The following is a 25,227-nucleotide window of genomic DNA, read 5'->3' on the forward strand; positions in this document are numbered from 1 at the left end:
CGGGCCCATGCCCCACGCGCCATAGGCCGAGGACGTGCAGGTCGACGGCGGTTGTGGCAGTCAATGGGTCGGACGGACCGGAAAGGCCAGCCGATCCAGTCGCCGACTGGAGGACTGCGCACTGTCCGAATGCGACGGTACCGTCCACCGGATCTCAATCAGCATGCGTGGGGAGTGGTTGTCATGACTGCGCGGGCGCGCACGGTGTCTTATGCGTGAGGATTCGCCGCGCTGGGAGCAGATCAATTCAAGTGCGTTCCCGCACGAGCAGGACGGTCTGCGCGAGCTGGCGTCGTACCTGCCGGACGCCGAGCCGTACCACGTCTGGGCGAATGTGGAGTTTGTCGGCACCGACGGCTCTATCAACGAGGTCGACGCGCTGGTGCTCACCTCCAGCGGCCTCTACGTGGTGGAGCTGAAGCACTGGCAGGGCCTCATCGGTGGGGATGGCCAGCAGTGGCGACGCAAGACGCCGGGCGGCGGCCGTCTGAGGCTGGACAGCCCGCTCATCCTGGCCAACCGTAAGGCGAAGCGGCTGCGCAGCGTGTTGCAGCAGTATGCCCCGCACGGCGCGCGGATCCCGTTTGTCAACGCGGCGGTGTTCCTGCACGCGCGCAACATGCGTTCCGAGTTGGACGACATCGGCCGCCAGCACGTCTACGGGCTCGACGGCAATTCGTCGAAGTTGCCCAGTTTGAAGGAGATGCTGCTCGCCCGGCCGGTCGATGCGAAGCACCACGTCGACGCGGTACGCGGGCGGCAGATCGTCGAGCTGGTCCGGGGCGCGAAGATCCGCCCTTCGGTGGCGGACCGGCGGGTCAACCAGTTGGTCCTGCACCAGCGGCCCTTCGCCGAGGGCCTCGGCTGGCAGGACTTCCTGGCCGACCACACAGTCGACACCTCCCTGCTGCGCCGGGTGCGGTTCTATCTGACCAGCCGGGCCACCGAGGAGCAGGTGCCGGCGATCCGGCGGGCCGCCGAGCGCGAGTTCCGGCTGTTGCAGGGCATCCACCATCCGGGAATCGCGCGTGCGTTGGATCTGGTGGAGCATCCGTGGGGGCCGGCTGTCGTCTTCGACCACCGACCGGAGTGGGTTCGCCTGGACCAGTGGTTGGGCGAGCGGGACGGCACGTTGCAACTGGCCCAACGGCTCCAGCTCGTGCAGGATCTCGCCGAGATCGTCGACCACGCGCACTCCCGGCGGCTGTCGCACCGGTCATTGAATCCTCGGGCGATCTATGTCTGCGACCCGGAAAGCGCCCGTCCGACCCTGGTGGTGACGGACTGGCAGACCGGTGGCCGACTGCCGGGCACCCGGCTCACCTCGCTCGGCTCACCGACCGACCCGGCCAGTCTGGAGCTGTTCTTCGACGACGCCGTCCGCCGCTACCAGGCGCCGGAGGCGGCCACCCTCGACGAGCTGCCGGGGCATCAGCTCGACGTCTTCTCTCTCGGCGCGCTGACGTACCGGATCATCGCGGGAGCCGAGCCGGCGTCGTCGGCGGAGGAGCTGCTCGCGGCGGTCGCCGACGGTGGCCTGCACCTCGACTCGGTTGCCGACGGGATGCCGTACCCGTTGGTGGAGACGGTCTACGACGCGACCCGCGGCGATCCGGCGCAGCGGATGAAGCGGGTCGGTGACTTCCGGCCCTGCCTCGACCTGGTCTGGGAGGTGCTGACCGCCCCGGAGCCGGCACCGGTGGTCGACCCGTTGCAGGCGCACCGTGGTGATGTGCTCGACGGCGACCTGATGGTGCTCAGCAACATGGGCAGCGGCGCCACGGCCATCGCCCTGCTGGTCGAACAGGACGGGCCGGAGGGTCGCCGCGAGCTGGTGTTGAAGGTGGCCCGGGACGAGCAGTTCGCTGACCGGTTCGCCGCCGAGGCCCGTACGGTCGACCAGCTTCGGGACTCCCGGGTGGCGGCCCTGGTCCAGGGGCCGATCAAGGTCGGTGGCCGGACGGCCCTGTTGTTGGAGAACGCCGGGCAACGCACCCTCGCCGAGGATCTGCGCGGTGGCCGGTTGGCGCTGGACCTGCTGGAACGCTACGGCCGTGACCTGCTGGAGATCGTCGCCTTCCTGGACGGGCAGGGGGTGTGGCATCGGGACATCAAGCCGGCCAACCTGGCGTCCCGGCCCCGGCCGAAGGACAAGCAGCCCCACCTGTGCGTCTTCGACTTCTCGCTCGCGGCGGTGCCGGCGGACCAGCTCACCGCTGGCACCACCGCCTACCTGGATCCGTTCCTCGGGCCACCGCGCCGGCTGCGCTTCGACGCCGCCGCCGAGCGGTTCGCCGCTGCGGTGACCCTCTACGAGATGGCCACCGGCACGCTGCCCCGCTGGGGTGAGGGCGCCAACCCGGCCGCCATCTCCGACGAGGTCACCCTCGATCCGGCCGCCTTCGATGCCTCGGTCGCGGACCGGCTGGTCACCTTCTTCGGCAAGGCCCTGGCCCGGGACACCACGAACCGCTTCGACACCCTCGACGAGATGACCGACGCGTGGCGGGCGGTGTTCCGGGAGATCCCGGAACCGGCGGCGGGCACCGACGACCTCGGTGTGGTCGCGCCCCTGGGGCGGATGTCGCCGTTGGAGGCCACCGAGCTGACCGCCCGCGCCCGGTCGGCGCTGGAACGCCTCGGCATCCTGACGGTCGGGGAGTTGTTGGACGCCGAGCCGTCGGCGTTGACCCGGGCCCGTGGGGTGCCGGACGCGACCCGCAAGGAGATCCTGGCCCGCACCCGTGAGCTGCACGACCTGCTCGGCCCGGATCCTGAGCCGACTCCGGCCCAGCCGCACGCCCAGGGCATCGAGGCGCTGTGTGCCACGTTGTTGCCGGCGCCGACCTCCCGCAGTGCTGGTCAGCGGGCCACGCTGCAGGTGTTGCTCGGGCAGACCGCTGTCGACGGCGTCTTTCTGCGGTGGCCGTCGCAGGCGGAGGCGGCCCGGGCCACCGGCAAGCAGCAGCCGCAGGTGTCCAACCTGCTCAAGCGGGTCATCGCCCGGGACTGGCAGCCGAACGCCGCGCTGAGCCTGATCCGCGACGAGATCGCGGCATTGTTGGACGCGCGGGGCGGGGCGATGTCCGCCGAGGAGGTGGCCGAAGCGCTGATAGCCGCCCGTGGCTCCTACTCCGCCGAGCCGAAGCGGACCGCCCAGGCGATCGGCCTGATCCGCGCGGCGGTGGAGACCGAGTTGGCCCGGGGCGGCGACGCCCGGTTGGCAATGCAGCGGCTGCGGGGCAGTGACGGCGTACTCATCGCTCGGGAGCCGGACGACCCCGGCACCGTGCGGACGGCCGCGGACCTGCTCGGGTACGTGGTTCGGCTGGGTCGCCGCGCGGTGGCGCTGGCCGGCGCGGACCCGTTGCCCAGCCGGGCGCGGGCCGTCGAGGAGCTGCGGGCGTTGGAGCCGCCGCCGAGCGGCATGCCGGCCCTGAGTGACGCCCGGCTGTTGCAGCTCGCCGCCGCAGGCAGCGGCGGCGAGGCCGCCGTCAACGCGCAGGGTCAGCTCTACCCGGTGGGGATGCCCGCCGAGCGCGCGCTGCGACTCGCGGCGGGCGCGCTGGTCGGCCAGGAGCTTGACCCCGAGACGGTACGCGCCAGGGTCCGCACCCGGTTTCCGCACGCCGTGCACCTGCCCGCCCGGCCGGCGTTGGACGCGTTGCTCCGCGAGATTCCGCTGGTCTGGGATCCGGTGGCGGGCCGCTACACGCCGCCGGACCGGTCGTCGTCGGTCACCGGCACCCGGGTGTTGAGCACTGTCGGGCCGCTGCTCGAACCGGACGACGCCGCGCAGGCGGCGACCCGGCTGGCCGGGGTGATCGACCGACGCGGTTTCCTGGTGTTGCTCGCCTCGATCCGGCGGCTCGGCCGCGCCCGCCGCGCGCTGTTGGACCGGCTGGACCTGGTGGAGGTCGACGTCACGGCGATCCTGTTGCGGGAGCTGCGCGCGCTCGGTTTCCCGTGGGAGGTGATCGTCGCCGCCGACACCGGCTCGCCGACCGACCCGGATTTCCGGTCCCTCGTGGAGTTGGTGCGCCACGAGGTGGTCCCAGCGATCGAACGCGCGCTCGCCGAAACCGACCGCCCGGTGCTGATCACCGAGGCTGCGCCGTTGGCCCGCTACCAGCAACTCCGGTTGATCCAGGAGTTGACGGACCCGACCCGACCCCGCCCGGCCGCCCGGCTGCTGCTGGTGCCGGCCCGGCGCACCGAGCCGTTGCTGCTCGACGGGCAGCAACTGCCGTTGACCTCACCGGCCAGCCAGTCGTTGTGGTTGCCCGAGGACTGGCCCCCCACCCCCGCCCTGGAGAGGACGATCCCCGATGATCGCGTTGAAGGCGTTGCAAGGCCAGGTCGCCGCCCTCACCGATGACCTACGCGGCCAGGTGGCCCGGGATTCCGAGCTGGAGTCGTCGCTGCGCAAGGAGCACGGCCAGGCAACCGAGGCTAGGCGTACGGCGGGGACGTTTGAGACCTGGTTGGAGGACGCCCTCGACCAGGCGGCGGTGGCCTGGGTGCTGGGCTGTCTGTTCGTGCGCTTCTGCGAGGACAACGGGTTGGTCGAGCCGTTGTGGATCGGCGGCCCGGAGCCGGCGGCCCCGGTAGAGCGGGCCGTGCAGCACCGCCAGCAATTCCTGATCGACAACCCTCGGCACAACGACCGGGAGTGGCTGCGCGAGGCATTCGGCTACCTGCGCGGGCTGCGCGCCACCGGCAAGATCTTCGACGAGCACAACCCGGTGTGGCGGTTCGGCATCTCCGGTGCGGCCGCCGAGAAGCTGTCGGACTTCTTCCGGCGCGGGCCGGGCCTGGTGTCGTTGCGGGTCGAGGACCTCGACACCCGCTTCCTCGGCGACCTCTACCAGGACCTGTCGACGCACGCGAAGAAGACCTACGCGCTGCTCCAGACGCCGGATTTCGTCGAGGAGTTCATCCTCGACCGCACCTTCGAGCCCGCTGTTAAGGAGTTCGGCCTGTCGGAGACGTCGGTGATCGACCCGACGTGCGGGTCAGGGCACTTCCTGCTCGGCGCGTTCGGCCGGCTTGTCGACAAGTGGCGGCGGCGTGAGCCGGCCACCGACATCCGGGTGCTGACCGAGCGGGCGCTCGGGCAGGTCACCGGGGTGGACATCAACCCGTTCGCGGTGGCGATCGCCCGGTTCCGGCTGCTGATCGCCGCGATGCAGGAGTGCGACCTCACGTCGCTGGAACGCACACCGGCCTGGCCGGTCCGGGTGGCGACGGGCGACTCCCTGCTGCACTGGGGCCGCAAGTCGCGGCACCAGGGGGACCTGATCGCTGTCCTCGAAGGCCGGGAGGCTTTTGCGTACGCGACCGAGGACGCCGACGTGCTCGGTGACTATCTGCGCGAGGGCCGGTACACGGTGGTGGTTGGCAACCCGCCCTACATCACCGTCGCCGACTCGGCCCGCAACAAGCTCTACCGGGAGATCTACCCCGAGGTCTGCCACCGGCAGTACGCGCTGACGGTGCCGTTCGCAAAGCGCTTCTTCGACCTGGCCAAGCGGTCGGACGAACACGGCGAGGGCGCGGGCCACGTCGGGCAGATCACCGGCAACGCCTTCATGAAGCGCGAATTCGGCAAGAAGCTCATTGAGGACTACTTCGCACACAAAGTCGAGCTGACCGAGGTCATCGACACGTCGGGGGCTTATATTCCAGGCCACGGCACCCCGACGGTCATCCTGATCGGCAGAGCGAAGGACCGCCGGCACTCGCAAAAGCTCTTGGCGGTGCTCGGGGTCCGCGGCGAGCCCGCCCAGCCTGACGACCCGAAAACAGGGTTGGTGTGGTCTGCGATCAAGGCGGGCGTGGACCGGTCGGAAGCGAGGTCCGACTGGGTGACCGTCGTCGACCTGGAGCGCGGACGGCTCAGGACACACCCCTGGAGCCTCAGCGGCGGCGGCGCGAGCAGTCTGGTGACCGCGCTTGAGGCCGTGCCCGGTCGAATGTCCCATGTTATTGACCTGCCGGTAGGTCGAGCGATTCGAGCGGGTGCGGATGAAGCTTTCATGCGACCGCTGGGACGGAAGTTGCGGGCAGCAGCCGACACCCGAGCGCTACGCCCGCTAATGATCGGTGAAGTCGTCAGAGATTGGAACTCATCACCCGAGGACGCGATTTGGTACCCCTACGACCTGAGTCTGGATGAAGCTGGGCTGTCGGTCGAACTGTGGCCCTGGCGAACGATGCTCTCCGCTAGGCGAACCTTCCAGGGCAGCATGGCCGACGCGGGATTGCACTGGTGGGAATACCATCAGCACACGGCATCCGCGTACCGAACTCCACTATCCATAGCGTTTGCCTTTGTGGCGACGCATAACCATTTTGTGTTGGATCGTGGGGGGAAGGTCTTCAAGCAGTCGGCGCCGGTGATCAAGTTGGCGGAGGGGGCGTCGGAGGACGATCATCTGCGGCTGCTTGGGGTGCTGAACAGCTCGACCGCCTGCTTCTGGCTCAAGCAGGTCAGCCACAACAAGGGCAGCACCGTAGATCAGCGGGGCGCGCGTCAGACGACTATCGCTTGGGAGAACTTCTACGAGTTCACCGGGACCAAGTTGCAGGAGTTTCCGCTGCCGGCGGCGTACCCGTTGGGGCGGGCGCGGCTGCTCGACTCGCTGGCGCAGCGGCTCGGCGGCCTGACCCCGGCGGCGGTCGCGGAGTCTGGGGTGCCAACGCGGGAGCGGCTCCGGGTGGCGCACGCTGACTACGACGCGACGCGAGCGCGAATGATCGCCGTGCAGGAGGAGTTGGACTGGGAGGTCTATCGGCTCTATGGGCTGCGTGACGACGACCTGACCTGCGCCGAGCCCCCAGCACTCGCGCTGGGGGAGCGGGCATTCGAGATCGTGCTGGCCCGGAAGGACGCCGAGCCAGAATGGTTCGTTCGGCACGGGTCGACGCCGATCACGGAGCTGCCGGTGCACTGGCCGGATGACTACCGGGCGCTGGTGCAGCGGCGGATCGTGGTCATCGAGTCGGATCGCAATATCGCGCTGATCGAGCGGCCGGAGTGCAAGCGGCGCTGGGCCACCGACGGCTGGGATGCCATGCAGACCAAGGCGTTGCGGGACTGGCTGCTCGACCGGCTGGAGTCGCCCGAGCTGTGGGGCGACCGGCCGATACCGCAGTCGGTGGCGCAGCTCGCCGACCGGGTACGCCACGACGAGGACTTCCGTTCGGTGCTGGAGCTGTGGGTCGGCCGCGACGACTACGACCTGACGAAGACGCTCGGCAAGCTGGTCGCCGATGAGCATGTGCCCTACCTGCCGGTGCACCGATACAAGCCGTCCGGGTTGCGCAAGCGGGAGCAGTGGGAACGCACCTGGACGCAGCAGCGCCTGGAGGACGCGGGCGACGAGGTGCAGGTCGCCGTGCCGCCGAAGTACACGTCGGCGGACTTCGTCAAGGCTTCGTACTGGCGGGCGCGGGGCAAGCTCGACGTGTCGAAGGAACGCTTCATCTCGTACCCGAAGGCGGGCCGGGATGGGGACGGCACCGAGCTGCTCGGGTGGGCCGGATGGGACCACCTCGCCCAGGCCCAGGCGCTGGCGACCGTCTACCTGGACCGGAAGTCGCAGGCGGCCTGGCCGGCAGAGCGGTTGCTGCCGTTGCTGGCGGGCATCGTGGAGTTGGAGCCGTGGCTGCACCAGTGGTACGCCGACGAGCGCCCCGGCTTCCCCGGCTCGCCGGCCCAGTTCTTCACCGACCTGATCGACGCGGAGCTGACACAGCTTGGCGCCGACCGGAATCGGTTGGACGAAGGCGCATCGGGGATGTCCAGGGCGTAGGCCGCTGACCCGGAGGCCGTTGGCCAGGGGCCCCGCCTGGGGTGTTTCGGGACTGGTGCCGGACTTCGGATGGGATCGGTCGTTGCATCAGTCTGTATGGGTGTGCGCGAACCCGGTTGGCTGGTACTTTGGTACCTGGGTAACCTGACCACCAAGAGGAGGAGTCATGGCTACCGCCGTTACGCCGATCAAGGTGGATTCGCAGACCGATCAGTTGATCTCTCATGCGGCCCACTTTCTCGGTCGTTCGAAGAAAGATGTCGTGGATGCCGCAGTGCGGGAATACATCGAGAATCACCGTGCAGAGATTCAGCAGGCTGTTGGTGAAGCGCTACGCCAACTCGATGGCTCAACCGCTGGCTCTGTCGCTCTTCTGACAGGAATGTCCCGCGCCGAGCTTGACGAGGTTGGCGGTTTCTCTGAGCCACAGTAGTGGGCGCCGTCGTGCTCGGCATTTTCGAATACCAGACGTTCGTCGGATCTGTTCTTCAGTGAGCGCATCGGCTAGCATCATCGAGTGAGTCAGGGCACCCCCAAGCCAGTCAGACCAACCAAGCGATGCCTGGATGACCTCAACCTAGGGTTTCCTCCCCTGGAGCAAGCTCTGGATCAATTGGGGAATCCTCTTATCGTCAAAGCCCAACTGGTGCCCGAGGAGGTTGCGGCCGGCAGTGCCGAGCGGATTCTGGCAATCAGAGACCGGGTTTGGTTCAAGGCGAAGGTGCAGTCCCTTCGCGGCGCGGTGACGAAACTGGATCCTACCGGCGACTATGGTCTAGAGATTGCAGAAGCCAGTGCGTGGTGGTGGATCGGGGCAGCCGGCTGGCGGCAGGAGGACAGCCGGCGCGACTTCTATCGATCGCTCGCCGCGGAGGTCGAGCGCGCTGGGCGAGGTTCAGGCTCCGGAAGTTCTGAACATCTTTTGCCTAGAGATGTAGACGTTCGGCGGCTGAGGGCCGAGGTGGCTGTGCAGGTCACCCTGGTCATCAAGAAGATTGTTAGGAAAGCCATCGCGGCTTCGATGAAAACAGGAAAGGTCTGCACGGCAACCTTTAGTCACCACAGGGTTTCCGCTCTTGTCCGGGCGCGTGACGGTGAAGCGTACTTGGCGGTCACTGCCGAGGGCTTCGTGGATCCTCGACTGCTCGCTGTGATTCTCGGAGCCGTACCGCATGTCTCCGGAAGTGATTGGCTGCCGGAGCCGGAGGGTGTATTCGGGATTCGCCCTGAGCCCGGGCAGATTATCTACTCCGCAATTATTTCGGCTAATTCTCAGGCTGAGATAATGGATGAATTGTCTGATGACGACAGTCAGGAACTCGATCGGCCATGAGCCGTCAAGCCGTCGTCGATGTGGGTCCCTCCCCGCATGGTGGAGTCGCCGCGTCGGTGGGCAGCATGATTCGCCCCGGACATGCCCGGCTGACGACCGCCCTCGGGCTATCACTCCGCCTGATTAGGAGACAGCGGGCCGGTTCGACGGCGGCGCGAAGGGAAGCCTTGACCTCGCCAACGCTCATCGTGGTGGTCGGTGCTCAGCCGAGGACGCTGATGTAGCGGCGTGCCGCTTCCGAGCTGCCCTGCACGAGGGCCATCGCTTCGGCCAGGCGCTGCTTGCTCTGCTCGCCACGGGCGATGGCCTCGGCGATCGTCGGGTGCCCGGTGCCAGCGGAGATCGCGCGCAGCCGGGCCAGCATCTGTTCGGTGTTCTCGGCGGCGGCCCGGATCTGACTGATCGTGGTATTGCCCTGCTCGGCGGCCTGCATCAGCGCCGCCTTGACTTCCTCGATGCTGGCCATGCCGCCCTCCGTCTGACGATCGCGCAAGCAAGTTCACGTTTGCGTGGTCGGACGGACACTATCGGAGATGAAGGTGGCACGCAGCCCCGCTGGTTACAGGTATTCGGCGGCCGTCCGTTCGGCGTCGGCGATGAACTCTTCGAGCTGCGCCTCGGTGAGATCGCGGTCTTGAAGCAGCTTGCCGAGGAACACGATCTGCATCTGGAGGGCGACTTCGGAGCTGAGATTGTCGATCAGCCCGACCTCACCGAGGGCTGCGCGGACGAGCCCTTCCATCTCCAGGGTGGGCAACGATTCCGCGCCCGGGAACTGAGCACGTGTTTCGGCGACGAAACGTGCCACGTCGGTGGGGGAGTGGGCGGCGGCGAAGCGGTCGTTGACGGCGATGGCGAAGGCAGCACCGATCATCTGGTTGCCGCCACGCCAACCAGACGCCTCCAGCCCGTCCAGGAGTTGGTCCACCGCGCCCCAGTCACGCCGTGCCATCGCGCGGATCAGGTCGCCGAACTCAGTCCGTACGCTCACGATCTCGTAACCTCGCTATTCCCTTGCGGATCGACTGAACAGAACGGTGGACGGCGATGCTCGCCACCAGCCCCACCACGACGAGGTGCCCTGCCGCGTCCGGTGCTTCGTTGAGGAGACGTTGCCCTAGCGTAGGGCCGACCGTCGGGGTTGTGGTGCCGGCTTGCTGAGCGCCGGACGGACCCTGTGGGCCTCGGATGATCGCGAACGCTTCCCTGGCCGCCGCTACCGACTTCTGGGTGTTGTCCTGGACGTCCTCGACCTTCCTGGTCATCGTGCTCAGGAAGGAGGCGACGTTCTTCCGGGCGGATTCGCGCTCGACTGTCTCAGCGAGCAGATCCTCACCAGACGGTGTAGCTGACTCTGATGGTTTCGTGTTCGGGGCTGAACCGGGAGCGACCATGTTGGAATAGGCACCGACGCGGTCAGCCGCTTCGCTGATCAGGCGGGCGAGCCTGCCGGCTTTCTCGGCGGCGGTCTTGCTTTCTGTCACAGCGCCGGTGAGTTCGGGGTGACGGCTGCCCTGCCCTCCCCGGGTGTAGTGCGCGTGGGCTTCTTCCGCGTCAGCCTGAGCGCGCCGTGCGACAACTGCGGCGCCGTGGAGAGTGTCGATGGCGCTCCGTAGCTGGGCGACAACCTCGCCGAGGCTGCCGCTCATCCGATGATGGTGAGGTAGGCGGCAGCATGATCCTTCGCCGCCTTGATCCGGCGAAGCACCAGCTCGACCTCGTCCGCCGCTACACCGAGTGCTCTGCGGGACTCCTGCGCCTCGTCGCTTTGGCTGTCGTGCAGGCTGGCGATTGCCAGCGCCGAGGCGTCAGCGAGCCGGGCGTTGGCCTTCTCGATGCTCATCCGAGCGTTGTCGAGCGCTTGATCGCCCTTCCGGATCGTCGCCTTGACATCGCCGATGGTCACTGCCGCACGTTAGCCGAAACCGGCCGTCGTGCGCAGCCCTCGCGGCCTTGGTGGGTGTCCCGGGCTGCCCCGGGGACACCCACCGAAGCCTCAGCGAGCGATGCGGGTCGTGCGCATGAAGCTGGCCCAGGCGGTAGGGGTGAAGGTGAGGGCCGGGCCGTGCGGATCCTTGCTGTCGCGGACGGCGACGATGCCGGGCAGGTTGTCGGCGACCTCGACACACTCGCCGCCGTTGCTGCCACTGCGGGTGCTCTTGCGCCAGTGGGCGCCGGTCAGATCAACCACGATGGACCTCCCCGATGATTTTGTTGATCAGATGCCTTGATTGTCCTTCGTCGAGGGCAAGCTGCTCCAGGCTCGCCCACACTTTTTCGTAGGCAGCGAACTCTTCGGGACGGTCGAGGTAGAGGGCACCGGTCCAAAGTTCGCTATAGATCACGGGTGGCTCGGGAGTCGTCCGGTTCTTGAGCGGGAAGTTCAGCATCACGAAGGAGCCCGCCTCTACCCCACGGTGTAGCCCGGCCGTGAGCGGCAGCACCCGAATCGCATTGGTGGCCGTCTTGGACAGTGTCAGCAGGTGTTGAAGCTGACTTATCATGGTTTCGGGGTTGCCCACTGTCCGGAGCAGCGCCGACTCGGAAATGATCACGTCCAGCGTCGGGGGTGGAGGTAGCCGACGGGTGAGCAGGGTTTGACGCTGCAAGCGGACCTCCACCAGGCGGTTGCGATCATCGTTGCTGACCTCGGTGCGGTGTTGATAGACCCCGAGGGCGTAGGCCCGATTCTGTAACAGGCCCGGCAGCATCGCCTCGTTGAAGAAGCGGAGTCTCGATGCGGCGGATTCGAGGCCGACGTACAGCTCGAACCATTCGGGGACGGCGTCGCCGTACGCGTGCCACCAGCCCTTGGCCCTGGTCTCGCCGGCGAGGGACATCAGCGCCCGGGTCAGCTCGCCCGTCGCCCCGAACAACTCGCACATGGCCCGGACGTCGACGCCGCGCACCGAGCCGAGCCCGCTCTCGATCCGCCAGACCTTCTGCCTGCTGCACTCCAGTGCCTCGGCGGCGGCGTCGAGGGTGACCCCCGCCTCGGTGCGTAGGTCACGCAGCGCCCTGCCGAGCTGTCGTCGGGGCACTGTCGAGCCCATGTCATCGGCCACGCGGCTCTCCTTCCTGTTGAGTTTTGCAACATCCCGACGGCCGTTCTGCAACAGGGGAATGTTGCCCACAAATAACGGAACAGTGTGAGTCGACATTCATTGCGATAGTGCCTCTGACCTTACAAGATGGGTCCGACAAAGGCGATGGCCGCGCAATTCCCGTCGCCCGCCAATTGTCGACCAATTCCGTCACCGAGGAAGGGTGGTGCTGCTTCGTGCGCGCGTTTCTCCGATACCTCCGGGCCGAGCCGCCCCGGCCGGGGGCCTACCGGGCCGCCAACTACGTGCCGCTGCGGCCCTGGCAGGTCCGCGAGCGCCGGTTCACCCGGCGGGGCCGGCGCGGCGTGGACGCCGTGGAGGTCGCCGAGTTCCTCGACCGGGTCCCCGACGATCTGGCCGAGGTGTACGCGGCGTTGGGCAGCAGCCGGCGCGAAACCCAGCGGATCAAGGACGCACTGAAGAGCTGGCAGTCGCAGCGGGCCCGCGAGGACCTGGCGGCCCGCCGATGAGCCCGCGTTGGGTGGCGCACCTGCCGTTCACCGCCGCCGACCTGCCGGCCGCCCAACAGTTCGCCGGCACCCTGGCCCGCTCCCTGAGCTTCCTCACCGAGGTGGACGCGGGCGAGACCACAGTGTCCGCCGAGGACGCGCAGGGCGTACGCCATCGGGTCTTCTGCGACCTGCCGCTCGACGGCGGCCGGCGGTGTGTGCGCAGCATCGAGCACGACGGCGACTGCGCGACCCGGCGGTCGCGGTGACCGCCGTGCCCGTCGTGGTCACCTGCCCCGACTGCGACGGGATGACCTTCACGCTGGAACCGTGCCGGTGCACCACCTACGGCGACCGCTTCCTCGCCGACGCCGACGTGCCTGAGCCGCGCCGGGAGGCATACCGGGGGTGCGAGCAGTGTGGGGGCGCGGGCAGCATCGCGTACCCCTGTTATCGCTGCGGGCGGCGCGGCCAGCGACGGGCGCAGCTCGTGGTCACCGTCGCCAACCTGGACACCGGCGCGGTCGCGTCCCACCTGGTCGTGCCCGGCGGCCTCGACCCCCACCGCGACCCGGCGGGCCACTGGGTGGTCGCCCTCGATTCCCGGGTACGCGACCTCGCCGCCAGCGTCGGCGCAGTCGTCACCGACGTCGACGGGCCGTCGCTGTGGCTGTCGAAGCAGTGGCGACCCGACCTGCCGGCAGCGCAACGGCACGAGCTGGAGGCCCACGCCATCCTGCGCGGCGATCATGCCCCCTGGCGGCTGGTGCCGGGCCGATCCGCAGCCGCGCCCGCGGTCGACCCGGCCACCCGGCTGGCCCGGCTCTGCGCCACGGCCGACCTGCTCCTGCTCGACCTGGTCGTCGAAGCCCGCCGGCAGGGCCCGAGGCTCGGCTGGGCCATCCGCTACGAGGTGCCCGGCTCCCCGGTGCCAGCCGGGCCGCCCGGCTGGCACCGGGACCTGCCGGAGGTGCTGACCCACACCGACGTAGCCAACGCGCTCACCGGCCTCGCCGAGCGCGGCCGGGCCGTCCCCGCCCGGCTGCTGCGCCCCGACTCGCCGCGCCCACCTGTCACCCCGGCCGTGGACGTCGACCAGCTCGAACGCCGCGTCCTCGCCGACTGCGTCGACCCTGCCGGTGGCGACGAGCTGCCCGGCGCGCAGGCCCTGTGGCGCGATGGCCGGTGGTGGCACACCACCCTGCGCCCCGGCGAGCCGGTGGAGATCCTCGCAGAACAGCCCACCGGCCAGGTGGTCCGCCGCGTGCAGGTGCCAATGAGTCGCGGCTACCAGCCGCCCGACCCGTCCTGGTTGGGTGAACCCGTCGACTGGCGGCCCTGCCCGGACTGCCAGCCCGGCAGCCGGCTGCGCGCCTGCGACTGCCGGCTCGGCGGGCGTCCCGCCGACCTGGACTGCCCGCACTGCTGCGGCGCCGGCCTGCGCCCGTCGGCGCTGCACTGCTTCACCTGCGGCGACACCCACCGCCTGCACCGGACGGTGCTGGTCACCCTCACCGACCTGCGGCACCGGGTGGTGCACCTGACCTGGCAGACCGGCACGCCGGAGGTCACCCCACTGGTCGCCACCCAACCCAACGGCAAGCCGGTCGTGCAGCTCCCGGACCGCTACCGGCTGGGCTCCTGGGCCGCCGTCCTCGGCGCGCGACCCGAGGACCTCGCCGACGTCGACGGCGGGCACGAATTCGGCAAGGACCTGCGCGACGGGTACGTCACCCTGCCCTGGGCCGGAGCCGACCCGGTGGGGGAGTACGTCCGCAGCGCCGGCCGGGGCACGGCCGCCGGCCGCCTGCTCGTGGTGGCGGCAGCCCCCGACGCGCCGCCGCTGCCCGAGTTGCTGCGTCTCGCCCTCGGCCTCGACCTGGCCCTCGTGGTGGGTGTGTACGACCTGCGGCACAACGCAGGCGACCCGCTGCTGGCCGACGGCCTGCGCTGGTCGGTCGAGGTGAAGCCGCGCGACGCACCTGTCAAACCCGACGACCTGCCCTACCGGCCGAGCTTGGCCGCCGCCCTCGCCTGGTGTGCGGAGTGCCTGGCCGACGCCGTCGCTGGGGCCGCCCCCACCGAACCGACGACGCCCATCCCCGCGCCCTGGTCGAGACCACGCGACCTCGTCGTCGACCCCGAACCGGATCTCCTGCGGCTCGCTGCCCGACACGCCGGGCAGCCGGTCACCGTGCGCTTCACCCGCGCCGGCTGCGCCGTGCACCGACACGACGACGACGGGGTACGCCTCCTCGCCGAAGGCCCCGACCTGCGTGATCTCCGATTGACCTGAGAGCGATGGATGCGAATCTGTCTGGAATCTGACTCGCGTTCGCGGTGTGGGTCGCTCGCTCGGGTTCAGCTTGCTGACGCTTCCCTGATCTGCGGCTTCTCCATCAAACAGGCGGCGGATCCGCTGTCCGTCCACAGAGATCGGTCCCGACGGGCGGAATGCGCCTACCACGGCGGGTCCCGGGCATCCACGCCTGTGGGTAGCGTGTCGAGCACCCTGGGGAGGCTGGAGGAACACCCGTGACGCTGCTGCGTGACCTGATCGACATCCCGACGTCGGTCGGCGAGGGCGACTTCGTGGTCAAGGCGGCCGAAGGCGCCGACCTGGACCGCTACGTCGTCACCGACCAACTTCGGGAGAATTTCACCAGCGCGCTGCAAAAGATCGGGCATGCCGTCACCACCGGCAGGTCGCAGGCGATGTTCCTGCACGGCTCGTTCGGCTCCGGAAAGTCGCACTTCATGGTCGTGCTGCGGGAAATCCTGGCGCACAACTCGCGCGCCCGGCAGATCCGCGGGCTGGAAGGGCCGGTGGTCGCCGCCGACGCATGGCTGCCGCAGCGGACGTTCCTCACCCTGACCCTGCACATGCTCGACGCGCGCTCCGTCGAGCAGGCGATCCTGGAGGGATACCTGCGTCAGGTCACCAAGCTGCACCCGCACGCGCCCGTCCCCGCCGTACACCGGTCGGATGCGCTGCTCACCGACGCGGCCGGCCTGCGCGCGACGATGGGTGACGACACGTTCTTCGCCGCGCTGCGCGGCGGTGGTGCGGGGCCGGCCGCCGCCGGCGACGGACTGGCCGCGCAACGGGCCCGCGCCGAGGGCTGGACCGCCGATCGGTACGCCGAGGCCGCCGCCCAGCCGCCCGGCACGAAGGATCGCGACGCCCTGGTCAGCGCGCTCACCGCGACATTCTTCAGCGGTGCGGTGCACAGCGCCGAATACCTCGACCTGGACACCGGTCTCGCCGTCATCACCCGGCACGCCAAGGCCCTCGGGTACGACGCCGTCGTGCTCTTCCTCGACGAGCTGATCCTCTGGCTCTCCGGACGAATCGCCGATCACACCTTCGTCAACACCGAGGGTGCCAAGCTCAACAAGCTGGTCGAATCGGCCGACTCCGCACGCCCGCTGCCGCTGATCTCCTTCGTCGCCCGCCAGCGCAATCTGGAGGACTTCCTCGGCCCGCAGGTCGGAGGCACCGAACGGGAGGCGCTCGCGCACGTCATGCGCAGCGTGCAGGGCCGGCTCGGTGAGATCATCCTGGCCGACACCAATTTGCCCGAGATCACCGAAAATCGGCTGCTCAAGCCGAACGACGCCGCCGCCCGTGCGGTCATCGACAACGCCTTCGCGGCTGTCCGACACAACCGCGAGGTGTGGGACATCCTGCTTCTCGGCGCCCAGTACGGCGACGCCGGCATCGGCTCCGACGGCACCGCGTTCCGGCAGCTCTATCCCTTCTCGCCCGCCCTCGTGGCGACCCTGGTCGCGTTGTCCCAGGCGCTGCAACGGGAGCGGACCGCGTTGAAGGTGATGACCGAGCTGCTGGTCGACCGCCGGGAGAGCCTGCGGGTCAACGACCTGATCGGGGTCGCCGCTCTCTTCGACCCGCTGGTGCTGCACGGGGAGTTGCCCGACCGACCGAAACTGCGGCAGCAGTTCGAGGCGGCTCGATCCCTCTACCTGCGTAAACTGCGCCCGATCCTGCTGTCCCTCAACGGCATCGACGAGGAGAAGGCCGCCTCCCACACCCAGTTCCAGCTCGACGACAAGCTGGTCAAGACGGTGCTGCTCGGTGCCCTGGTGCCCGAGGTGCCGGCCCTGCACAACCTGACCGCGGCAAAGCTGCACGCCCTCAACTTCGGCTCGATCGCCGCGCCGATCCCGGGTTACGAGAACACCATGGTGCTCAACCGGCTGCGCAAGATCGAACAGGACGCCGGTGAGCTGCACCTGACCGACGACCACGACCCGGTCGTGTCGCTGAAACTGCACACCGTCGACTTCGACAAGCTGCTCGATCTCGTTCCGCTCGGCGAGACCTCTGCCGGCGTACGGCAGCAACTGCTGCGCGAACTGATCAGCGCCGAGATGGGCCTCGCCGGCAGCGAGGGCAGCCATGGGGAGCTTCAGCAGCCACGCGACTGGCGGGGTCGACGGCACGTCGTCCAGGTCAAGTTCGGCAACGTCCGGGACCAGGACGCCATGCCGGTCGCCGCGCTGATCGCCCCCGGTGAGTCGTGGCGGATCGTCGTCGATTACCCGTTCGACCCGCAGGACTACCCGCGCGCCGCCGACCGGGCGCGGATCGAGGAACTGCCCCGAGGGTCGAACACCGTCTTCTGGCTGCCGCTCTATTTGACCGACGACATGATGGGTCGGGTCGCCCAACTGGCAAAGATCAACTATCTGCTCGGGGTCGGAGGCACCGGGGAGCGGTTGAACAACCTCGCCGCCGACTGGCCCAAGGCCGACCGGCAGCAGGGCCGGGTCTACCTGCTACAGCGACAGACCCAACTCCGCGACGGCCTGATCACCGCCCTCAAGCAGGCGTACGGGGCGGCCAACCCACAGCCCTCGGACGTGCACGACGACACCGTCGGAGTCCTGCACACCCTGGCCGAAGGGCTGCGCATCGGCGACCCACGTGGCGGCACGCTCACCGACGCCTTCCGCAACCTCACCGCAGAGTTGCTGGAGTGGTCCTACCCGGGCACACCGGCGCTGCCCGTCGACGAGAAGCCGCTCACCAGAGCAGACCTGGCCAAGGTGTTCGAGTACGCCAGAAAGGCGGCCGCCGACCCCACCCACGGCGTCTCCGTCGCCTCCCCGGTGGACCAGAAGACCCTCCGCCGAATCTGCAACCCGCTGCAGCTCGGCGAACTGGTGGACCACCGGTACGTGCTCGACATCAGCACCTGCTTCTGGAGCCGGCACCTGCTGCAGGAGGCAGCCAAGCAGGACTACCGCGACCACTTCCCGGTGCACATGCTGCGCAAGCTGCTCGACCTGCCCAAAGCCCGCGGCTTCGACCGCGACCTGCAAAATCTGATCATCGGGGTCTTCGCCCTGGAGGAGCAACTCAGCTGGTACGACAACGGCGGGAAGACCACCGTCGCCGCCGTCCACGGGGTGGAGGACCGTTTCGAGCTGCGCCACCCACAGATGCCCGACGACGAGACCTGGAAGGCCGCCGTCCGGTTCGGACAGCCGTTCTTCGGCGAGGTGCTGCCGCTGTTCCGCAACCCCGCGAATCTCGGGACTCTCGCCAGCACCATGCGGAAGGTGGCCAGGGACCACGCCGGGCTCGGCGGGCAACTCGTCAACGAACTCGAACGACACGCGGACCTCCTGGGCCTGGACAAGGCGGCCACGACGGGCCGGCTCGCCACCGCCCGCAGGGTCGCCCACCTGCTCACCCAGGTCGCACACGAGCAGGACGACGTGGTGCTCGTCGCCGTGGTCGCCGACGGCGACCAGCACCTCGCAGGGCTGGACGGGCAAGCCGCGAGCGGTGTCTACAAGCAGGCGCAGAAGCTGATCAGTGCGCTCGCCGCCACCCAGTGGCCGCTGATCGCCGCGCTCGCCACGCGCGCCGGCACGGACGACCGCGCCCGGGTCGTCGTCGAGCAACTGCACACCGCGGCTGCCGACGAGCACCACGGGTCAGATCTGGTCAAGGCGCTCCAGCAGGCCGTGGGTGCCGCCGCCGCCCTGTTGGCAGCGGACAAGCCGGCTGCCGGCCCCACCCGGACCATCGGGCCAGCGGCCGGCGGTGGATCGCCGTCGACCGGGCCGGCGTCGAATCCCACACCGCCGCAGGTCGGCACCCCGACGCTCATCCCCGGCCCGCGTCTCCCCGTCGACCCGGTCACGGCCGTGACCACCAGCCGAATGCTGATCACCGACGACAACGAGCTGGACCGGCTGACCGAGCAGATCCGCTCCGAGGTCACCGCCGGTCGGCGGGTCGAGGTGACCTGGCAGGTGCAGCGGCAGGAGCTACGGCAGTGAGTATCAGTCGGGTTGCCGTACGTCCCGCCGCCGTCCGCCGCAAGGTCGAAGCGTGGCTCGCCGAACAGGACGACGCCGAGGCGATCGTGTTGCTCGCCCGTCCCGAGTGGACCGATGACGCCGTCCTCACCATCGGCAACACCCGGGTGCGGGTGGTGCCCTGCCCGACGCCCATCGCGGCGCGGGCCGCGCTGGCCGACCGGGCGGCACACGAGAAACTCGTCCTGCTGACTGATCTGACCGACACCGAGTTGGGCGACGGACTGCTCGCCCACGTCAGCCTCCAGACCGGCCGTAGCGTCGACCCCTGGGACCTGGTCGGGCAGGCGTTCGGTGGCCAGGTGCGGCCGGATTCGACCCTGGTGCGCACCGGTCGGTGGGTCGCCGACGCGCTCACCGAACTGGCTCCCGCCGAAGGTTGGCCGCCGCCAGCCGGCACCATCCTCACCCGGGACTACGCGCTGCGCCACCTCGCCGGAGCTGTCCTCGCGCTCGATCCGGACGAGCTGGACGGGGCGGGGCTGCTGCAGTGGAGCACGGACGCGCCCACCCAGATGCGGTTCGCCGAGCTGCCGGTCGCCTGGGCTGAGGGCATCGCCGCACTCCTGGTCGAGGTGGCCGGGCCGATCGCCGTCCCGGTGCTGGCCGCCGTGCGGGCGGGCCACGGAACCGACGCGATCCCGCTCGGTCTTCTCGCCGGCGTGCTCTGGCCCCGCAGTCCGGGAACGGCGCCGGAGGTGGAGATCGCGGTTGCCCGTACCCGGTTGGAGCCACGCTTCGGCGGCACCCGCCTCACCGACCATCAGGCGACACTGTTCGTCGAAGCCGCCGAAGCCTGGATCTACCGCGCACTCGACGGCGACGACGCGGTACGCCACGACGCGCACCGGATGCTGCGCCGGGCCGAAGACCTCGCCGCCGAGATCGACGTGACCGAGCTGCTGGTCGCCTCCACCCTGCTGCCCGCCGGATTCACCCAGCGGATGCGGGCCTTCGGTGCCGCCGTCCGGCTGGCCCTGCCCGGGCCCACTGCTGTCCCACCCGCCCGCGACCTGATCGAGAGGGCACAGGAACGGCTCGCCGAGGTGGAGGCCCACCGCTCTGCGGACCGGTCCCGGGTGGAGACCGCGCGGATGGCAGTGCGGCTGCTGCGCTGGTTGGCGATCAGCGAGGGACGCGGCCCAGCCACCATGCTCGCCGCTGTGCAGCGGCAGATCCGCGACGACGGCTGGGTGGACCGGGCCCGACTCGACGTGTTCGCAGGGGACGTCGACCCGCATGTCGCACAGTCGTACCGCGCCCTGCACGCGGCCGTGGACGCCCGGCGCTCCCGGCACGACCGGGAGTTCGCCGAACAGTTGCACGACATGACCAGCGCCGAGCGCGAGCCCGGGGCCCTGCTCCGGGTCGAGGACGTCCTGGACCGGGTGGTCCGACCGATCCTTGACAACGGCCGCCGGAGCCTGCTGCTGCTTCTTGACGGCATGAGCGCGGCCGCCGGCATCGAGATCGCCGACTCGCTGGGACGCAGCGGGGCCTGGACGGAGCTGACCCCCGACGGGGGCCCGCGGACGGCGGTGCTCGCCGCCCTTCCAACCGTTACGGTCGTCAACCGGTGCAGCCTGTTCAGCGGACGCCTCACCGTCGGTGATCGCGCCGCCGAGCTGAAGGCGTTCACTGTCCAGTTCCCGGACAGCGTCCTGCTGCACAAATCCGATCTGCGCACCCCGGCTGGCCTGGCGGTCGACCCCGAGGTCGCCGCGGCGATCAATGACCCGGCCGTCCCGCTGGTGGCCGCGGTGATCAACACCATCGACGACGCCCTGGACCGTAGCGACCCGGGCACCATCGAGTGGAGCACGGACACCGTCAACGGCCTGCGCGATCTGTTGGCGGTCGCCCAGGACCGGGTTGTGGTGCTGGTCTCCGACCACGGTCACGTGGTCGACCGTGGCTCGGAGGCCGTGCTGCTGTCGTCAGACTCCAGCGAGAACCGGTGGCGCCCAGCAACCGACGCACCCCGCGACGGCGAGCTGCTCTTCACCGGTGGTCGGGTGGCGCTCGGCGACGGTCGGGTGATCCTGCCGTGGCGAGAGGAGCTGCGATACGGCCCTCGGAAGGCCGGTTACCACGGCGGCGCTTCGCCCGCTGAAGTCGTCATCCCCCTGCTGGTCTTCGCCGCCCAGGATGAGCACGCCGTTCCCGGGTGGGCCGGCGCCCCGGTCTCCAGCCCCGACTGGTGGCGCGAACCGATCCGGCAGCCAGCGTCGGAGGAAACCGCCGTTTCGCCTCCAGTGGAGGTCGGTGTGGCGAGCCGGCCGGCTCGTCGTCCCAGGCCGCCGGCGCAGGACGAGGGTCTGTTCGACCTGCCGTCGCCAACGAGTGTGGCGTCGCCCGTTTCTGCCGCTCTGCTGCCGCCCGTGGCGTCATCCGCCCCGGCGGAGCCCACGTCGGCGCTCGTCGACGCTTTGTTGGCCAGCCCCGTCTACGCGGACCGCCGGGACGCCCGGGCGCCGATCCCGGATGAACGGGTGGCCGCCCTGCTCTGCACACTTGTGGCCGGCAATGGCCGGGCCGCCCTGGAGACCCTGGCCACCCGGGCCGGCGTCCCGGTTCACCGGATGCCCGGCATGTTCGCCGCTCTGCGCCGGCTGCTGCAGGTTGAGGGATACCCGGTTCTCAGCCTCGACCCGGATGGACGAACCGCGAAACTCGACATCCCGCTGATGATCGAGCAGTTCGGGTTGGAGCCGATGTGACGGTCGAGGTGAGTGCCCGTCGGCGGCGCGACATCATCGACGCGCTGCGGCGGGGAGTGGTGCCCTCCAACGGCCTGGACGCCCTCGCGGTCGGACTCGACCGTTTCACCGCCGCGCTCGACGAGGATCTCGACCGGGCCTCCGGTGGCGGTAGCGTCTTCAAGGCGGTGCGCGGCGAGTACGGCGCCGGCAAGACGTTCTTCACGCGCTGGCTGGGGGAGCAGGCGAAGCGACGGGGGTTCGCCGTCGCCGAGGTGCAGATCTCCGAGCTGGAGACGCCGCTGCATCGAATGGAAACCGTCTACCGACGACTCGTCGAGCAGTTGGCGACGGAGCAGTTCGCCCCGAGCGCGCTACGACCCGTCCTGGACGGCTGGATCTTCGCGCTCGAAGAGGACGTCCTGGCCGGGGGGCAGGTCTCCGAGGCGGATGCGGAGGGCCTCGATCGGGAGGTCGGCGAGCTTCTTGAGCGCCGCTTGGCGGCCATTTCCCGACGTACTCCTGGCTTCGCGGCGGCCCTGCGCGGCTACCGCACCGCCGTCGCCGCCGGTGACCAGCCCACCGCCGACGGGCTCGCCGCCTGGCTCGGTGGGCAACCACACGTCGCCGCGTCCGCCCGACGGGCGGCCGGGGTCAAAGGAGACCTCGATCATTTCGGTGCGCTGAGTTTTCTGCAGGGCCTGCTCGCGGTGTTGCAGGACAGCGGGCACGCCGGTCTCCTGGTGGTGCTCGACGAGGTGGAAACCCTGCAACGGGTCCGCTCGGATGCCCGGGACAAGGCGCTCAACGCGCTCCGACAACTCGTCGACGACATGCACGCCGGCCGGTTCCCCGGCCTGTTCCTGTTGGTCACCGGAACGCCGGCCTTCTTCGACGGCCAACAGGGGGTGCAGCGGCTCCCCCCGCTGGCACAGCGGCTCGCCACCGACTTCGGGACGGAACCACGCTGGGACAACCCCCGGGCCACCCAACTGCGACTGCCCGGCTTCACCGAGGACGCGTTGGTGCAACTCGGCGTACGGGTTCGCGAAATCTACGGCAGCAAACGAGTCTCCGACCTCGTCGATGACAACTACCTCGGCGAACTGGCCCGCGCGGTGGCGGGTCGGCTCGGTGGCCAGGTCGGCGTGGCACCCCGGGTCTACCTCAAGAAACTTGTCGCCGACGTGTTCGATCGCGTCGACCAGTTCGACGACTGGGATCCGCGCCGCAACTACGAGTTGACGCTGCGCTCTGACGAGCTGACCGAGGTCGAGCGCAACGCTGCCTCGGCCGACGACGTCACCCTGCTGATGTGAACGAGGAACGCCTGCTCGACCCGGTCGTCCTGCACCATGTCGTCAACACTCTCGGCTGGCCCGACCTACGTCCCCTGCAACGCGCGTCGATAGCGCCCCTGGCACAGGGCGACGACGCGCTGCTGCTCGCTCCGACGGCAGGCGGAAAGACCGAAGCAGCCCTCTTCCCCTTACTGTCCCGCATGGCCGGGCAGAGTTGGACCGGAACCTCGCTGCTGTACTTGTGCCCGCTGAAAGCTCTGCTCAACAACCTGCTGCCCCGAATCGAGCGGTATGCCGGGTGGCTGGGGCGCACCGTGGCGCTGTGGCACGGTGACGTGGCCGCGTCCGCCCGCCGGGCCGTGCTCTGGCAACGTCCCGACATTCTGCTCACCACACCCGAGTCCCTGGAGTCGATGCTGGTCAGCGTCAACGTCGACCACCGGCTGTTCTTCGCCGGCCTCAGGGCGGTGGTCGTGGACGAGGTGCACGCGTTCGCCGAGGACGACAGGGGATGGCACCTGCTCGCCGTCCTCGAACGTCTGACACGGGTGACCGGCCGACCGCTTCAACGGGTGGGACTGTCCGCGACCGTCGGTAATCCCGAGCAGTTGCTGACCTGGCTGCAGGGATCCGGGGCAGGGGCCAAGCCGGGTCGCGTGATCGCCCCGGAGCAAACGACGGCTGCGCCGGCCACTGCGCCACCCGGGCAGATCGAACTCGACTACGTCGGGTCGCTCGCCAACGCCGCGACAGTCATCTCCGCCCTGCACGCCGGTGAGAAGCGGTTGGTCTTCTGCGAGTCCCGGCAGACGGTCGAGGAACTCGGGCAGTTGCTACGCGAGCGTGGAATCACCACCTTCCTGTCGCACGCGTCCCTCTCCGCCGACGAACGACGCTGGTCCGAGCAGGCATTCGCCGAGGCCCGCGACTGCGTCATCGTCTCCACCAGCACCCTTGAACTCGGCATCGACGTGGGTGACCTCGAACGAGTCATCCAGATCGACTCGCCGGCGACGGTGGCGTCGTTCCTGCAACGACTGGGGCGCACCGGCCGCCGACCGGGCAGCACCCGGAACTGTCTCCTCCTCTGCCGCAGCGGTGTGGAGCTGACCAGAGCGGCGGCACTGCTGCTGCTGTGGGGACGGGGCTGGGTGGAGCCGGTCGTCGCGCCGCCCGAGCCCCGGCACATCGTCGCTCAGCAGGTGATGGCCCTCTGCCTTCAGGAACACCGGATCGGCGACCGGCTGTGGTCAACAGCGTGGAACGGGCTCGGGCCGTTCGGGCCAGGTGCCGAGCCCATCGTCCGTCACCTCGTGGACCAGGGATATCTCGATGTCGACGGCGGGCTGCTGTTTATCGGGCCGGAGGCGGAACGGCGCTTCGGCCGTCGTCACTTCATGGACATGACGGCGGTCTTCACCGGGCCGCCCGAGTTCACAGTGCTGCACGGCCGGACCGAGCTGGGGCGGGTGGACCCGAGCCTGCTTACCGAGGATGTTCCTGGTGAACGGCGGCTCCTGCTCGCTGGCCGGGCCTGGCGGGTGACGTACGTCGACTGGCGTCGTCGCCGGTGCTTCGTCGAGGCAGCGGACGGGGGTGGACGCGCCCGGTGGACCTCGTCCGGCTGGATCGGTTCGGGGCACGCACTGACTCGCGCCATGCGTGACGTCCTGCTCGGTGCGGATCCGCCGGTCCAGCTGACCGCGCGGGCAAAGAATCGGCTGTCCACTGACCGCGAGGAGCGTTCGGCGCTGGTACACCCCGGCGGCAGCATGATCGTTCGTACCCCCAGGGGGGACCTGCTCTGGTGGACGTGGGCCGGACTGCGGGCGAACGCCACGCTGACGGCGACTCTCAGCGAGGTCGTCGACCCGGCGCAGCGGTTCGACGACTACGCCATCCGGCTCCGCGAGAACCTGACACCACAGGATTGGCGGCCCCTGGTCGCCGACGCCGGCCATCGGCTCTGCTTGCCAGAGGTGAACGACCGGGCGCTCGTCGGGTTGAAGTTCAGCTCGGCCCTGCCGGAGCGGCTGGCGCGGGCCACCCTCGCCGCCCGTCTCGCGGACCTTCCCGGAGCGGCGGCAGTGCTTGACGAACCCGTCCGGTTCGTCGCTCTCTCCAGCTGAGGCGGGCGTCACAGCAGTGCGCTGCTGAGCGCGCTGGAGCC

17 protein-coding genes are annotated in these 25,227 nt (G+C 69.4%); 11 read left to right on the top strand and 6 right to left on the bottom strand.

The genetic code is table 11. The annotated features are described in order from the left end of the window. Positions 1-211: 211 nt before the first annotated feature. From pglW to ACFYPR_RS09060, 4 genes are all read left to right on the top strand, one after another. Entirely contained in the window at positions 212-4,378 is a 4,167-nt protein-coding gene (gene pglW, locus ACFYPR_RS09045; protein WP_387259247.1) for a BREX system serine/threonine kinase PglW, read from the top strand. Continuing rightward, on the top strand, positions 4,329-7,817 hold the full coding sequence (gene pglX, locus ACFYPR_RS09050; RefSeq protein ID WP_387259249.1) for a BREX-2 system adenine-specific DNA-methyltransferase PglX: 3,489 nt from the start codon (positions 4,329-4,331) through the stop codon (positions 7,815-7,817). The genes pglW and pglX overlap by 50 nt, the downstream gene beginning before the upstream one ends. A 166-nt stretch (positions 7,818-7,983) precedes the next feature. Next, positions 7,984-8,250 (top strand): hypothetical protein, encoded by a 267-nt coding sequence (locus ACFYPR_RS09055; RefSeq protein WP_387259251.1) that lies wholly within the window; start codon positions 7,984-7,986, stop codon positions 8,248-8,250. 84 nt (positions 8,251-8,334) lie between these two features. Then, positions 8,335-9,150 (top strand): hypothetical protein, encoded by an 816-nt coding sequence (locus ACFYPR_RS09060; protein WP_387259254.1) that lies wholly within the window; start codon positions 8,335-8,337, stop codon positions 9,148-9,150. A 202-nt stretch (positions 9,151-9,352) separates the two neighbouring features. Here the strand turns inward: ACFYPR_RS09060 and ACFYPR_RS09065 are convergent, their stop codons facing one another. The 6 genes from ACFYPR_RS09065 to ACFYPR_RS09090 form a co-directional block, all read right to left on the bottom strand. Beyond that, complete coding sequence (locus ACFYPR_RS09065; RefSeq protein WP_357852566.1) at positions 9,353-9,616, bottom strand: hypothetical protein; 264 nt, start codon at positions 9,614-9,616, stop codon at positions 9,353-9,355. A gap of 93 nt (positions 9,617-9,709) precedes the next feature. Beyond that, positions 9,710-10,141, bottom strand: coding sequence for a hypothetical protein (locus tag ACFYPR_RS09070; protein ID WP_387259257.1), 432 nt, complete (start codon positions 10,139-10,141; stop codon positions 9,710-9,712). Further along, a complete protein-coding gene (locus ACFYPR_RS09075; protein WP_387259260.1) occupies positions 10,125-10,799 on the bottom strand; it encodes a hypothetical protein in 675 nt (224 codons plus the stop codon). Before ACFYPR_RS09075 ends, ACFYPR_RS09070 begins: the two co-directional genes overlap by 17 nt. After that, the gene (locus ACFYPR_RS09080) at positions 10,796-11,056 is read right to left on the bottom strand and encodes a hypothetical protein (RefSeq protein ID WP_387259263.1); all 261 of its coding nucleotides are present in this window, start codon (positions 11,054-11,056) and stop codon (positions 10,796-10,798) included. Before ACFYPR_RS09080 ends, ACFYPR_RS09075 begins: the two co-directional genes overlap by 4 nt. Positions 11,057-11,146: 90 nt before the next feature. Next, positions 11,147-11,341 (bottom strand): DUF397 domain-containing protein, encoded by a 195-nt coding sequence (locus ACFYPR_RS09085; RefSeq protein ID WP_387259266.1) that lies wholly within the window; start codon positions 11,339-11,341, stop codon positions 11,147-11,149. Then, on the bottom strand, positions 11,334-12,215 hold the full coding sequence (locus tag ACFYPR_RS09090; protein ID WP_387259269.1) for a helix-turn-helix domain-containing protein: 882 nt from the start codon (positions 12,213-12,215) through the stop codon (positions 11,334-11,336). Before ACFYPR_RS09090 ends, ACFYPR_RS09085 begins: the two co-directional genes overlap by 8 nt. Before the next feature lie 215 nt (positions 12,216-12,430). Here ACFYPR_RS09090 and ACFYPR_RS09095 point away from each other — a divergent pair, with 215 nt between their 5' ends. The 7 genes from ACFYPR_RS09095 (at position 12,431) to ACFYPR_RS09125 (ending at position 25,186) form a co-directional block, all read left to right on the top strand. After that, positions 12,431-12,724, top strand: coding sequence for a DivIVA domain-containing protein (locus ACFYPR_RS09095; RefSeq protein WP_387259272.1), 294 nt, complete (start codon positions 12,431-12,433; stop codon positions 12,722-12,724). Beyond that, a complete protein-coding gene (locus ACFYPR_RS09100) occupies positions 12,721-12,972 on the top strand; it encodes a hypothetical protein (protein WP_387259274.1) in 252 nt (83 codons plus the stop codon). The genes ACFYPR_RS09095 and ACFYPR_RS09100 overlap by 4 nt, the downstream gene beginning before the upstream one ends. A 5-nt stretch (positions 12,973-12,977) precedes the next feature. Further along, the gene (locus ACFYPR_RS09105; RefSeq protein WP_387259276.1) at positions 12,978-14,999 is read left to right on the top strand and encodes a hypothetical protein; all 2,022 of its coding nucleotides are present in this window, start codon (positions 12,978-12,980) and stop codon (positions 14,997-14,999) included. Between the two features lie 239 nt (positions 15,000-15,238). Next, on the top strand, positions 15,239-19,018 hold the full coding sequence (locus tag ACFYPR_RS09110; protein WP_387259279.1) for a phage resistance protein: 3,780 nt from the start codon (positions 15,239-15,241) through the stop codon (positions 19,016-19,018). Continuing rightward, the gene (gene pglZ, locus ACFYPR_RS09115) at positions 19,015-21,777 is read left to right on the top strand and encodes a BREX-2 system phosphatase PglZ (RefSeq protein ID WP_387259281.1); all 2,763 of its coding nucleotides are present in this window, start codon (positions 19,015-19,017) and stop codon (positions 21,775-21,777) included. Before ACFYPR_RS09110 ends, pglZ begins: the two co-directional genes overlap by 4 nt. Then, positions 21,774-23,075: a BREX system ATP-binding protein BrxD gene (gene brxD / locus ACFYPR_RS09120; protein ID WP_387259284.1), complete on the top strand. Its 1,302-nt coding sequence runs from the start codon at positions 21,774-21,776 to the stop codon at positions 23,073-23,075. The genes pglZ and brxD overlap by 4 nt, the downstream gene beginning before the upstream one ends. Then, entirely contained in the window at positions 23,072-25,186 is a 2,115-nt protein-coding gene (locus ACFYPR_RS09125; RefSeq protein ID WP_387259286.1) for a DEAD/DEAH box helicase, read from the top strand. The genes brxD and ACFYPR_RS09125 overlap by 4 nt, the downstream gene beginning before the upstream one ends. The last annotated feature ends 41 nt before the right edge of the window (positions 25,187-25,227 follow it).

Source organism: Micromonospora sp. NPDC005254, from assembly GCF_042872525.1.
Taxonomy (GTDB): domain Bacteria; phylum Actinomycetota; class Actinomycetes; order Mycobacteriales; family Micromonosporaceae; genus Micromonospora.